We start from the raw sequence: 12,785 nt of genomic DNA on the forward strand, positions 1-12,785 counted from the left end.
TCCGGTGTGTCGTACGATCTGCGTGTCTGGAATACCAGACGATATCTGGTGTGCGCCCTCGTCGCCGTGCCCCGTGGTGGGATTGGCTGGGGGCAGCGTAATTCAGATCACACTCGCGGGCGCCCGGCACCGTGCCACGCTGGGGGCAGGCACCGCAGGAAAGGGCGTTCCATGAATCCCACCCGGATCATTCCACCGGACGACTCCGTCTGGAGTGGACGAACGGACGGGGGCACCCCCGAGCACCTGCGCTGGCACCAGAAGGTGCGCCCAGAATCAGGCGACCAGGGCAGCGCCACCGAGGGCCCCGCCGTCGAGCTCATCGGCTTCTCCTGCGACGAGGGCGTGCGCCGCAACAAGGGCCGCGTGGGTGCCTCCGAGGGCCCGGACGCCCTGCGCGGTGCCCTCGCCCCGCTGGCAATGCATGCCGGGTTCGGCATCCACGACGCCGGCACCGTGGTGGTCCCGGACCGCGACCTGGAGGACGGTCAGGACACCCTGGGGCACCAGGTCGCACGCCTCCTGGACACCGGCAACCCCGTGGTCGTCCTGGGCGGCGGGCACGACACCGCATGGGGCAGCTACCTGGGCCGCACCCGTTGCAACCGGTTGCAGGGCCAGCGCGTGGGTGTGCTGAACCTGGACGCGCACTTCGACCTGCGCCAGGCGGACGAGCCCTCCTCCGGCACCCCGTTCCTGCAGATGGCCCGCGCGGACCAGGAGGCGGGCCGCACGTTCGACTACACCGTGCTGGGCATCAGCGAGCCCAACAACACCGGCGTCCTGTTCCGCACCGCGGACGAACTGGGCGTCGAGTTCCTCACGGACGAGCAGTGCCAGCCCCGCCACCTCGACGCCGTCCTGGAGGTCGTGGACCGCCTCGTCGAGCGTGTGGACGCCATCCACCTGAGCATCGACCTGGACGTCCTGCCCGCCGCCGTGGCGCCCGGCGTGAGCGCCCCGGCCGGATACGGTGTTCCCCTGGAGACCATCCAGGCCGTGTGCCACCGCGTGGCCCGCAGCGGCAAACTGGTCCTGGTGGACGTGGTGGAGCTGCTGCCGCGGATGGACGTGGACGGCCGCACCGCCCGCGCCGCCGCCCGCCTCATCACCACCCTGGCCCACGATGCCCTGAGCACGACGACACCGCGCCCGGCCTCCGCGGGCACGTCCCCGCACGCGGGAGGCGCCGCCGCGACGTCGTCCCCCGGGGCGGCGACCACCGCATCAACCGCCCGCCCCGCACCGACCCCACCCACCGGCCTCGCCGGGAACACCACGGGAGATCACCGATGAGCAGTTCCACCCCGCAGCAACCCGCTCCACAGGGGTCCCCGCAGGAGAACCACACCCTGTCCCGCGGGCTGAGCATGCGCCACATCCAGTTCATCGCGCTGGGCTCGGCGATCGGAACCGGGCTGTTCTACGGCTCGGCCACCGCCATCCAGGCGGCCGGCCCGTCGGTGATCCTCGCGTACCTGATCGCCGGAGCGGTGGTCTACATGGTCATGCGCGCCCTGGGCGAGATGGCCGTGCGCCACCCCGTCCCCGGTTCGTTCGGCCAGTACGCCGCGCGCTACCTGGGCCCGTTCGCGGGCTTCGTCACGGGCTGGACGTTCGTGTTCGAGATGATCGTGGTGGCCATCGCGGACGTCACCGCGTTCGGCGTGTACATGGGCTTCTGGTTCCCGGACACGCCCCGCTGGATCTGGGTGGCCGCCGTGATCCTGTTCATCGCCGCCATCAACACGCGCAACGTGAAGATCTTCGGTGAGCTCGAGTTCTGGCTGACCATCATCAAGGTGGGTGCCATCCTGGCGATGATCGTGGGCGGCATCGTGCTCATGGTGATCGGCGTCTCCTACGCCCCCGGCGAGCCCGTGGGCGTGCAGAACCTGGTGGACCACGGCGGCTTCCTGCCCAACGGCGTGGGTGGCCTGCTGGCCGCACTGTCCGTGGTGGTCTTCGCGTTCGGCGGCATCGAGACCATCGGCATCACCGCGGGCGAGGCCGGTGATCCGGCCCGCTCCATCCCCAAGGCCGTCAACGCCGTGCCCGCCCGCATCCTGCTGTTCTACGTGGGCACCATGGTGGTGCTGATGTCCCTGGTGCCGTGGACCGAGATCACCGGCGAGGCCAGCCCGTTCGTGCAGATCTTCTCCGCCCTGGGTATTCCCGCTGCGGCATCAATCCTCAACGTGGTGGTCATCGTCGCCGCCATCTCCGCGATCAACGCCGACACCTTCGGCGCGGGCCGCATGCTCTTCGGCCTCGCGGAGCAGGGCCAGGCGCCCCGGGCCTTCACCAAGGTCTCCCGCAACGGCGTCCCGTGGCTCACCGTGGTGGTCATGGGCATCGCCCTGGGCATCGGCGCGGTTCTCAACGCTGTGATCCCCGAGGACGTGTTCCTCATCATCGCCTCGATCGCCACGTTCGCCACCGTGTGGGTGTGGCTCATGATCCTGCTCTCGCACATCGCCATGAGGCGGGAGATCGAGCGCAAGAACCGCCCCGAGTCCGAGTTCAAGGTCCCGTTCTGGCCCGTGGCCTCGTGGGCCGCGACCGCCGGCATCCTGTTCGTGATCGTGCTGCTCGGCTGGTTCCCGGACACCCGCGTGGCGCTGATCGTGGGCGTCGTGTGGCTCGTGCTCCTGGGCGTGGGCTACGCGCTGTTCGTCCGGGGCAGCGGCCGCCACCGCCCGCCGCTGGACGACCACACCGCGCTGATCACCCTGCCCCGCAGCTGATCCCCGCCTGCTGAGAGCCCCGGCCCGTTCGCGAGCCGGGGCTTTCCCATGCCCGGACGACGACGCCGCGCGGCCGGGTCCGCGCGCTCCGTCACGCGCTGCGCAGGTCACGGGTTCGTCCCCGCTGACGCCGGGCGGCCCTGCCCATGGCGTGCTGGCGCCGCTCCGTGATTCCCGGATGGGCGGCCCGGGGTTGCCAAGAGGCGGGGGCGCAGCGGCGTGGTGCCCCGGCGGGCTACCGGGCGGTCGCCGGGGACGCGGGGACAGCGGCGTCGTGCGCGGGAGGAAGTGCACTGTCCACGCCCGCGGCCACGAGGGCGACGATCTCCCGCATTCGCTCGAGCACCAGGCGCAGCTCGGCGCGGCCCTGGCGGGCGCGGTTGAGCTCCGCGAGCCCGCTGGTCACGATCATCCGTGCGCCCACGTCCAGAGGTGTAGTGCCGGCGTGCGCGGCGGAACGGCAGCCCGCGAGCATCCGCGCGATGTGGTTCTCGAGCTTCTCCACCAGCACCAGCACCTCGCGGCGGTGAGGGAGGTCCTCGCCGAAGAGAATCTCGCGTGCGATCCACACGGTGGTCTCCGGCCAGTGCACGGCCATGTCGAAGACCGGGGCGAGTGAGTCCATGATGGCGTCCACCACCGCAGCGGGGGAGCGGTGGCCGGGGTCGGGGGTGGCGTCCAGGATGTCGTTGACGTGGTCCGCCCAGATGTTCTCGGTGACCATCATCAGCAGCTCCGCCTTGGTGGCGGCGTACTGGAACACGGTGCCCGCGGCCACGTCCGCGCGGGAGGCGACCTCGCTCATGGACATCTGCGCGTAGCCCTTCTCGCTCATGAGCGAGCGGGCGGCGGCCAGGATGCGGGCGCGCTTCTGCGCCTTGGCGATCTCGCGGCGCCCGGGACCGCGCGGGCTCACGCGGGAGGCCACGTGCTCCAGGGGGTGTGCCCTGCGGCGAGGCGCTGGGTTCTGAATTTTCTCCACCAGCTAATTGTATTGCACTCAAAATTGAGTAGGCTCAATTATGAACGCAGGGAGCGCCAAGGTGACGCCCCCGCGGAAGGAGGAACGACATGCAGTTCACAGCAGGCAACTACGAGGCCTTCATGCGGCCCCGCCCGGCGGAGCACGCACAGGACACCCGTGCGTGGATCGTGGGATCCGGTCTCGCCGGACTCGCGGCGGCGGTGTTCCTGGTCCGGGACGCCGGCGTGCCCGGCGAGAACGTGACCGTGGTGGAGAAGGGCCGGCTGCCCGGCGGTGCCCTGGATGGGCTGGACGTGCCCGAGAAGGGGTTCGTGATCCGCGGCGGGCGTGAGCTCGAGAACCACATGGAGTGCCTGTGGGACATGATGCGCTCCGTGCCGTCCCTGGAGATCGAGGGCGCGTCCGTGCTGGACGAGTTCGCGTGGCTCAACCGGGACGACCCCAACTACTCCCTGCGCCGCGCCACCGTGAAGCAGGGCCAGGACGCGGGCCACGAGGGCAAGTTCGACCTGCCGCAGCGCGCCCAGAAGGACCTCCTGCACATCTTCCTGGCCACGCGCGAGGAGATGGAGGGCAAGAAGATCCAGGACGTGATGAGCAAGGAGTTCCTGGCCTCCCCGTTCTGGATGTACTGGCGCACCATGTTCGCGTTCGAGGAGTGGCACTCCGCGCTGGAGTTCAAGCTCTACCTGCACCGCTTCGTGCACCACATCGGCGGGCTGCCGGACTTCTCCGCGCTGAAGTTCTCCAAGTACAACCAGTACGAGTCCTTCGTGCTGCCCCTGATCTCCTACCTCACCGAGCGCGGCGTCACCTTCCAGTACGACACCGACGTCCGCGACATCGACTTCTCCCACCGCAACGGCGAGATCCGCGCCACCGCGATCCACTGGGTGCGCGAGGGCGCCACCGAGACCCAGGAGCTCGGTGAGCACGACCTCGTGTTCACCACCATCGGCTCCCTCGTGGACAACTCCAACGACGGCGACCACGCCACCCCCGCGGAGCTCGACCGCGGCCCCGCCTCGGCCTGGGACCTGTGGAAGCGGATCGCCGCCAAGGACCCCTCCTTCGGGCGCCCCGAGGTGTTCTGCTCCTCGATCGACGAGACCAAGTGGGAGTCCGCCACCGTCACCACCCTGGACGAGCGGATTCCCGAGTACATCCGCAAGATCGCGCAGCGGGACCCGTTCAGCGGCCGCGTGGTCACGGGCGGAATCGTCACGGCGGAGGACTCCTCGTGGCTGCTCAGCTGGACCGTGAACCGCCAGCCGCACTTCAAGAAGCAGCCGAAGGACCAGATCGTGGTGTGGGTCTACTCGCTGTTCGTGGACACCCCCGGCGACTTCGTGAAGAAGACCATGGCCGAGTGCACGGGCGAGGAGATCACCCAGGAGTGGCTCTACCACATGGGCGTTCCCGTGGAGGAGATCCCGGAGCTCGCTGCCACCGGCGCCAAGACGGTGCCCGTGATGATGCCGTACGTGACCAGCTTCTTCATGCCCCGCCACGCGGGCGACCGCCCCCAGGTGGTGCCCGAGGGTGCCCGCAACTTCGCGTTCATCGGCCAGTTCGCCGAGACCGGCCGCGACTGCATCTTCACCACCGAGTACTCGGTGCGCACCGGCATGGAGGCCGTGTACCAGCTCATGGGGGTGGAGCGCGGCGTTCCCGAGACGTGGGGCAGCACCTACGACGTGCGGGTGCTGCTGGAGGGCCTCACCCGGCTGCGGGACGGCGAGAAGGTCCGGATCCCCGGGCCGGAACCGCTGCGCAAGCGGCTGCGTCGTCGGCTGGAGGACGGCGAGGTGGGCGAGCTGCTCGAGGAGTACGGCGTGCTGTGATCCTCAGCGCCCGCTGGGCGGACCCTGCACGGGTGCACCCGGAAGCCGTCACAGCACGTGGCACAGCTTCTGGGCCAGCCTGTGCAGGGTCTTCCTGTCCCTGGGGGACATGTCCAGCTCGTCCAGCAGCTCGCGCTGCATCCCCGCGGCCGGTTCCTGCAGGGCACGCCCGGCGTCCGTGAGGGAGATGACCACGGAGCGTTCGTCCTGCTCGCTGCGGCGGCGGGTCACGAAGCCCGCCGCCTCCACGCGGCGCAGGAGTGGGGAGAGGGTGCCGCTGTCCAGGGCGAGGGTCTCGCCCAGCTGGCGGACCGAGCGGTGGTCCTGCTCCCATAGCACAAGCATCACCAGGTACTGCGGGTAGGTCAGCCCGATGGCCTTGAGAGGTTCACGGTACGCGCTGGTCACCTTGCGCGAGGCGGTGTACAGCGCGAAGCACAGCTGCGTGTCCAGGCGGAACTCGGGATCCATGCCCACCATGGTACGGGAGGCGCATTTCCGGGATGACGTGCGGTGACGCTCGGGGCGCGCGCGGACTGAAGGCGTGCCAACCACGCGGGGCGGGGGTCAGGGGGCGCGCCCGTCACGGCCGGGGTTGTTGAACAACGGGGGCGAGTCGCGTATAACCATGGCCCGGCTCACAGGGTGTCCGCATCCTTCCGCTCTTCCCTTTCCCCAACAGCACGGAGACCCCGGTGCCGGAACACGACCACGACCGCACGTCCACGCCCGCCGGGGGATCCTCGGCCGCCACCGCCACCGCCACCGCCGCGCGGCCCCACTCGGGGAGCCCCGCCCCGGGCCACGCCAACCGCCGGTTCGAGACCAACTGGGCGATCTCCCTCTTCGGCACCGCCGTGGGCGCGGGGGTGCTGTTCCTGCCCATCAACGCGGGGCTCGGCGGACTGTGGCCGCTGCTGATCGTCACCATCCTGATCGGCCCCATGACGTACCTGTCCCACCGGGCGCTCTCGCGCTTCGTGTGCGCCTCCCCCGTTCCCGGTGAGGACATCACCGGCGTGGCCCGCAAGGCCTTCGGGGAGGGCCTGGGCCGCGTGATCACCGTGGTGTACTTCCTGGCCATCTACCCCATCGTGCTGATCTACGGCGTGGGCATCACCAACACCGTGGACAGCCTGCTGGTGAACCAGCTGCACGTGGCCTCCCCGCCGCGCTGGCTGCTCTCCGGTCTGCTGGTGGCGCTGCTGATGGCGGTCATGCTCGCCGGTCAGCGGATCATGCTGATCATCACCCAGTGGCTGGTGTACCCGCTGATCCTGATCCTGCTGGGCGTGACCCTGTACCTGATCCCCAGCTGGGACCTCGGTGTCTTTCAGGGCGTGCCCTCCGCCGGTGACTTCCTGATGTCCGTGTGGATGATCATCCCGGTGCTCGTGTTCGCCTTCAACCACTCCCCGGCCATCTCCCAGTTCTCGGTGGCCATGAAGCACGAGTACGGGGACCGCGCGAGTGACCGCGCCTCCGTGGTGCTCAAGCGCAGCACCGTGCTGCTGGTCATCTTCACCATGGGTTTCGTGTGGTCCTGCGTGCTGGCGCTGGGCCCCACCGGGCTGCAGGGCGCCAAGGACCAGAACCTGCCCGTGCTGTCCTACCTGGCCAACGAGCACGGCAGCCCGTTCATCGCCTACCTGGGCCCGGCGGTGGCGCTCGCCGCGATCGCGTCCTCCTTCTTCGGCCACTACATGGGCGCGGCGGAGGGCGCCGTGGGCATCGTGCGCTCCACCGTGGATCCCCGGGGCACGAAGGTCAGCGACAAGGCCCTGAAGACCGCGGTGGCCGTGTTCATCTTCGTGACCACGTGGCTCGTGGCCATCCTGAACCCCAGCATCCTCTCGCTCATCGAGTCCCTCGCGGGGCCGGTGATCGCCGTGATCCTCTATCTCATGCCCATGTACGCGATCCGCAAGCTGCCGGCGCTGGAGCCCTACCGCGGCAGGATCTCCAACGTGTTCGTCACCGTGGCCGGTCTGGTGGCCGTGAGCGGCATCATCTACGGCCTGGTCTCCTGACGCCCCACGTCACTGCCGGAGGACGACGCCGCTGGGCCGGGTCCGCGCCCCGCCGCCGGTGCCGTGGTGCAGACCGCTGCGGGCCCCCGCCCCGGGTCCGGTGCGGCCCCGCTGTGTAGATTGGCCGTGACCGAGGCCGCGACCCCCGCTGCTGCGCAGCGGGGGTCGTTGCACACCACCGACCGAACGGGTGAGGAGCCCAGATGACCACCGTGGTGCTGTTCCGCGACGACCTCCGGGTCACCGACCACCCCGCCCTGCACGAGGCCGTCTCCCACGGGGAGCCCGTGGTGTGCCTCTACGTCCTGGACGAGGAGTCCGAGGGGGTCCGCCCGCTCGGCGGTGCGGCCAAGTGGTGGCTGCACCACTCCCTGACCTCGCTCGCCTCGGATCTGTCGGAGCTGGGGGTGCCCCTCACGCTGCGGCGCGGTCCGGCAGGGAAGGTGGTGCCCGACGTCGTGCGCGAGACCGGCGCGGACCGGCTGCTGTGGAACCGCCGCTACGGCGGGCCGGAGCGCGCGGTGGATGCCGGGCTCAAGGAGTGGGCCGGGGAGAACGGTGTGGAGGCCCACTCGTATGCCGGATCGCTCATGTTCGAGCCGTGGACCGTCTCCACCCAGAACGGGGATCCGTACCGGGTGTTCACGCCGTTCTGGCGGGCGTGCACCAGCGGGCCGCCGCCGCGCGAACCGTACCCGGCGCCGTCGTCCGTGGTGCCCGCCGAGCCCGCCCCCGCGTCCGACGCCCTCGAGAGCTGGGGGCTGCTGCCCACGGCCCCGGACTGGTCCGGCGGCCTGGCCCGCACGTGGACCGTGGGGGAGCGGGCGGCCCACGAGCGCCTGGACGACTTCCTGGACGAGCGACTGCCCGGCTACACCGCGGGCCGCGACTTCCCGGCGAAACCGGCGACGTCCGAGCTCTCACCGCACCTGCGCTGGGGTGAGATCAGCCCGTACACCGTGTGGCACACCGCCCTGGCGCGTGCCGAGAACCCGGGGAAGTTCCTCACCGAGCTGGGGTGGCGCGAGTTCTCCACCTACAACCTCTACATCCACCCGGACATGGCCACCAAGAACATCAACCCCAAGTTCGACGCCTTCCCGTGGCCGCCGCTGGACGAGGACGCGCTCGCCGCGTGGCAGATGGGGCGTACGGGGATACCGCTGGTGGACGCCGGGATGCACGAGCTGTGGGAGACCGGGACCATGCAGAACCGCGTGCGCATGGTGGTGGCCTCGCTGCTGTCCAAGAACCTGCTGATCGACTGGCGGCTGGGCGAGCAGTGGTTCTGGGACACCCTCGTGGACGCGGATCCGGGCAGCAACCCGCACAACTGGCAATGGGTGGCCGGCTGCGGCACCGATGCCACCCCCTACTTCCGGATCTTCAACGCGGAGACGCAGCAGAAGAAGTTCGACCCCGACTTCGTCTACGTGGACCGCTGGAACGGGCGGCAGGAGGGCGTGGAGCCCATCGTGGACCTCAAGGAGTCCCGGGCGCACGCGCTGGAGCTGTTCAAGGATTTGGAAAGTCGGCCCCGATGACGCACATCATCGGGACCGATCAACCTTAAATCATTAACTGGTTGGCGGCTTGCGCCAACATCTCAGCGCGAGAATTAGTAAAATTCACAAAATCGTCACTAAACAAATCATGTTTAGGACACAGTGCGTGGTTGAGGATCTCATCGACCTGAGTCGATGGCATCCTCTTCTTATATTCACTAGGAGCAACTCCTCCTAAATGTTTATTATCTGCCGCGGAGATCATCGCAAAGTTCGCTAGAATATTAATTTCTTTGGAAGACAAAGAATTTTTTTTGAGAAATGATTGAGGCATCAGATGATGGAACTCAGTCCGGTTATATGAAGACAATACATTTTTAAGATTGACATTATTGCCTGAGACAAAGCTCAGTGGGTTTTTGTTTACTAGGAGGAGCACAAATGTCTTACTGTCCACTGCCGAAATAGAAAACCTTTTTTCCAAAAAGAAATCCTTATTTACGTTAACTGCAATTTCACCCAAGGCCGACGGCAGTTTGTCTTTCAATTTTTTAATCTCTTCGATATCTCTTTTTAGGTTTCGAAGAACCCCGGCGCTAAATCTACGCGAGAAGAAAGATCGCCACAGCCATTTAGTTAATACTTTGCGTTGATCATTTGTCAGTTTCGTTGACTTTCCGTTTTTCTGAGAAAAAAATACGGTGAGTGGTACGAGTACAGACGGGTAAGGCAAGTTTGCTAATTTTTCGACATGCAGCTGGCCACGAACAAAATCTATGGCGCCTTGTAAGCCATTCTCAATTTCATCAAACCTGTCCCTCACCTCGGCGCCACTCATGCTCATCAGGGTGTTGGGTGAAGCGTCCCCAGCAACAACTGCTGCGCAGCAACGTAAGAGGAGATTGGAGTCATCGCCCACGTCGCCAAACCCAAATGGTGCAATCAGCTCTGCAAGGTCTTTAAATCGATCTTGGAGATCAAATTCCTCGCTCCAAGTCCATGCGGAAAGTAGTTGGAGTACATCAAGCTCTACGCCGAGGCGGTTTACGCGCTCGAACACGATTGCCACCTTCCCCCGATTGTCGGTTTCAATTACCTGTTGGGGAATTTTGGCTTCTTTGAATGTAGACTGAACTTTATCAATAATTTCCGCTTGCTCGTCTGAAAAGCTACGAGTAGCCCGCCTATATGCTGTAGTATCGAAAAATGTGTTTATTGGGAAATGCCGATTCTGATCTACCTCGGAATCCGGGAGGGCCACGAATTGGCTTTCTTGTAAATCGCCGTCCCCTTGCAAGTCAAAGTAAATCTTGGGCCAGCTCTCATCCCCTTCCGGGTTTAGATCGGTTTGAAATGTTCCAAAAATGGAAGTGAGGCGCTGCTGTCCGTCCAGCACATAACTAATTGGAAAATCCTGAAGGGGTTCCGGCAACGAAAATGGACCGAGTTTTCTTTCTGATTTTAATTGCTCCTTAGTTTGCCAAAATATGGCTGAGCCGAATGGATAACCTTTATAAATAGAATCCATTAAAAAAGCAATCCGATCATTATCCCAGACAAAACCTCTCTGAAACGCCGGAACTCTTATCTGTCCTTGCTGCACCTGAGTGATCAGGGTTCGAATTGAAAGCTCATTCATATTAACTCCCAGGGTTGATGCATAAAATTTTTCTATAGAATTAGAAAGTCTTAGTTCGATATGCGGTGGAAAATAGCCTTTTGCTGGGTGACAATGCCTACGCGGCAGATCTTACGCTAACCCTGGCGGGCAATCCAGTGTTCGGTCTCTTTCATTTCCGCAAGCCAAAAATCGTCGCGGTGGCCCTGGCCCCCAGTCGCTACCTGGGCGCTGGGGGCGGCCGACACTATCCTGAAGTAGGTTGAGGTGGAAATGTTCGGTAAATGGGGATAATTCATATACTCGGAGGGGCTGTGGTCCAGCCTAGGGTGTCAGTCCCAGATGAGACGGTTGCCGTTGCAATCGCTGCTCGTCCTGTAGGTGCCACCGCACGTCACATGCGTTTGGGTCCACCGCTCGACCTATGGGTCTAGTGCGGCACCAGGCGGTTCTGCGTCGTAGGCGCCCGGGCTACCCTAAGCCCATGAAAATCTCGTTGCTGGGTGCCAGCCGGAATGTCGGAGCGAACGTGGCGAACGTGCTGGAGGTACGCGGCCACACTGTGGTGCGGGCCAGCCGCCGCACGGGGGTGGACGCGGTCGCCGGAACGGGCCTCGCGCAGGCTCTCGACGTTGCGGACGCGGTGGTGGACGCCCTCCACCTCACTACCATGGGCGCGCGCAAGGCCGTGCCGTTCTTCGCGAAGGCCGCCTCGAACATTGCCAGGGGGAGCACACGAGCAGGGCGTGGACTGGATCGTGTGCCTGTCTATCGCCGGGGCCGAGGATCCGCGGGTGAAATCCAGGTACGGCTACTACAATGGCAAGGCCGTGCAGCAGAGCATCTACCAGCAGTCTCCGGTCCCGTCCGTGACGGTGCGCTCCACCCAGTGGTTCGACTTCGTGCCCGCGACCATGGGCATGGTCAGCCGGGGCCCGGTGGCACTCGCACCCACCATGCTCATAGCGCCCGCCCTGCGGGAGGAGGTCGCGGACTTCGTGGCCGACGCCGCTGCGTCGCCTGATTCTCCCCCCTCACCCGCGTCGGTCGGGGAGGCCCGCCACGAGATCCGCGCGGTCCGCGGCCCCGAGGCGGACACCATCGCGAACTTTGCCCGCCGCATCCTCGCCGCCGGTGGTGACCTGGGTGGACAGCGCCCGGCCACGGTCAAGGAGGCGCCGTACCTGGGGCGGGGCATCGCCAACGGCGGCCTCATCCCGCAGGACGCGTTCGTCACCGCCACCCGGTTCGAGGACTGGCTGGGCTGACGCGCGGACCCCGGTGCCGCGACCGGTCGCCCGCTACCTGACACCATCTGGCGTCAGCCGCGCGCGATGCCGAGGAAGCGGCGCAGGGCCTCCGTGCCCTCGCAGGTCACCGGTGTCTCCGGGCGCACGTACGTCCCCGGGGTGACGACGACGCGCTGCTCCTCCACGCCCACGGCGCCGTCGCGGGTGTTCTGGGCAATGCGGGCCCTGCCGTTGCCCATGTAGCCGGTCTTGCGGCTCACTGCGGCGGAGGCGTGGTTGCCCACCACGTACTCCGAGTGGCACGCGAGGGCGTCCAACTCGTCGAACGCGAACCCCACGGCCATCTGGCGCATGAGAGTGCCCGTGCCCTGCCCGTGGTGCGCGCGCCCGAGCCACGAGCCCGAACTGACCGAGCGTGCCACGGGGAAATCCCGTGCCGTGAGGTCCTGCATCCCCACCAGCTCGCCCCGGGACCGGACGGCCAGCGCCAGGTTCCAGTGTTGCGGTGCGAACGTGGAGCGCTGAGTCCACCACCAGGACAGCGATGTGGTCGGGAAGCCGTCGGGTGTCCCCGGCTCGAACGGTTCCTCGTGCCAGGCCCGTAGAAACGGCAGGGGCAGACCCGCCATGGAGATCCCGCCCTGGACGAGTTCCACCAGCTCCGGGAAGTCCTCGTCCCGCAGCACGCGCAGCTCCAGGTCCCCGCACGTGATGCGCAGTCCGAACGGAGGAAAGATCTCCTCGAGTGTCAGCATGTCCACTCCTCTCACGGCATACGGGCGATCTGGGAGAGCGTCCGTCGCACT

Annotated in this window: 10 protein-coding genes; 6 read left to right on the forward strand and 4 right to left on the reverse strand. The window is 66.2% G+C overall.

What is annotated here, in order from left to right; all coding sequences use genetic code 11:
- The first annotated feature begins 171 nt into the window (after positions 1-171).
- Positions 172-1,296, forward strand: a complete 1,125-nt coding sequence (gene hutG, locus C1C97_RS08365; RefSeq protein WP_121031172.1) for a formimidoylglutamase — start codon at positions 172-174, stop codon at positions 1,294-1,296.
- Positions 1,293-2,747, forward strand: coding sequence for an amino acid permease (locus C1C97_RS08370; RefSeq protein ID WP_121031175.1), 1,455 nt, complete (start codon positions 1,293-1,295; stop codon positions 2,745-2,747). The genes hutG and C1C97_RS08370 overlap by 4 nt, the downstream gene beginning before the upstream one ends.
- A gap of 235 nt (positions 2,748-2,982) precedes the next feature.
- Here the strand turns inward: C1C97_RS08370 and C1C97_RS08375 are convergent, their stop codons facing one another.
- Positions 2,983-3,729, reverse strand: coding sequence for a TetR/AcrR family transcriptional regulator (locus C1C97_RS08375; protein ID WP_233542837.1), 747 nt, complete (start codon positions 3,727-3,729; stop codon positions 2,983-2,985).
- A gap of 89 nt (positions 3,730-3,818) precedes the next feature.
- On the opposite strand from C1C97_RS08375, the gene C1C97_RS08380 reads away from it, so the two are divergent.
- On the forward strand, positions 3,819-5,576 hold the full coding sequence (locus C1C97_RS08380; RefSeq protein ID WP_012399357.1) for an oleate hydratase: 1,758 nt from the start codon (positions 3,819-3,821) through the stop codon (positions 5,574-5,576).
- A gap of 48 nt (positions 5,577-5,624) precedes the next feature.
- Here the strand turns inward: C1C97_RS08380 and C1C97_RS08385 are convergent, their stop codons facing one another.
- Positions 5,625-6,056, reverse strand: coding sequence for a MarR family winged helix-turn-helix transcriptional regulator (locus C1C97_RS08385; RefSeq protein ID WP_012399356.1), 432 nt, complete (start codon positions 6,054-6,056; stop codon positions 5,625-5,627).
- A 215-nt stretch (positions 6,057-6,271) separates the two neighbouring features.
- Here C1C97_RS08385 and C1C97_RS08390 point away from each other — a divergent pair, with 215 nt between their 5' ends.
- The gene (locus C1C97_RS08390; RefSeq protein WP_121031179.1) at positions 6,272-7,606 is read left to right on the forward strand and encodes an SLC5/6 family protein; all 1,335 of its coding nucleotides are present in this window, start codon (positions 6,272-6,274) and stop codon (positions 7,604-7,606) included.
- A gap of 203 nt (positions 7,607-7,809) precedes the next feature.
- Positions 7,810-9,150: a cryptochrome/photolyase family protein gene (locus tag C1C97_RS08395; protein WP_121031181.1), complete on the forward strand. Its 1,341-nt coding sequence runs from the start codon at positions 7,810-7,812 to the stop codon at positions 9,148-9,150.
- 25 nt (positions 9,151-9,175) lie between these two features.
- Here C1C97_RS08395 and C1C97_RS08400 read toward each other — a convergent pair whose 3' ends face one another.
- Positions 9,176-10,750, reverse strand: a complete 1,575-nt coding sequence (locus C1C97_RS08400; protein ID WP_121031466.1) for a DUF262 domain-containing protein — start codon at positions 10,748-10,750, stop codon at positions 9,176-9,178.
- Positions 10,751-11,523: 773 nt separating this feature from the next.
- Between C1C97_RS08400 and C1C97_RS12570 the strand changes: the two genes are divergently transcribed.
- Positions 11,524-11,997, forward strand: a complete 474-nt coding sequence (locus C1C97_RS12570; protein ID WP_233542838.1) for a hypothetical protein — start codon at positions 11,524-11,526, stop codon at positions 11,995-11,997.
- Positions 11,998-12,050: 53 nt separating this feature from the next.
- On the opposite strand, the gene C1C97_RS08415 is transcribed toward C1C97_RS12570, so the two are convergent.
- Positions 12,051-12,734 carry a GNAT family N-acetyltransferase gene (locus tag C1C97_RS08415; protein WP_121031184.1) on the reverse strand — a complete coding sequence of 228 codons (684 nt, stop codon included), beginning with the start codon at positions 12,732-12,734 and terminating at the stop codon, positions 12,051-12,053.
- Positions 12,735-12,785 lie beyond the last annotated feature (51 nt).

Origin of the sequence: Kocuria tytonis (assembly GCF_003226895.2) — a bacterium.
Taxonomy (GTDB): Bacteria; Actinomycetota; Actinomycetes; order Actinomycetales; family Micrococcaceae; genus Kocuria; species Kocuria tytonis.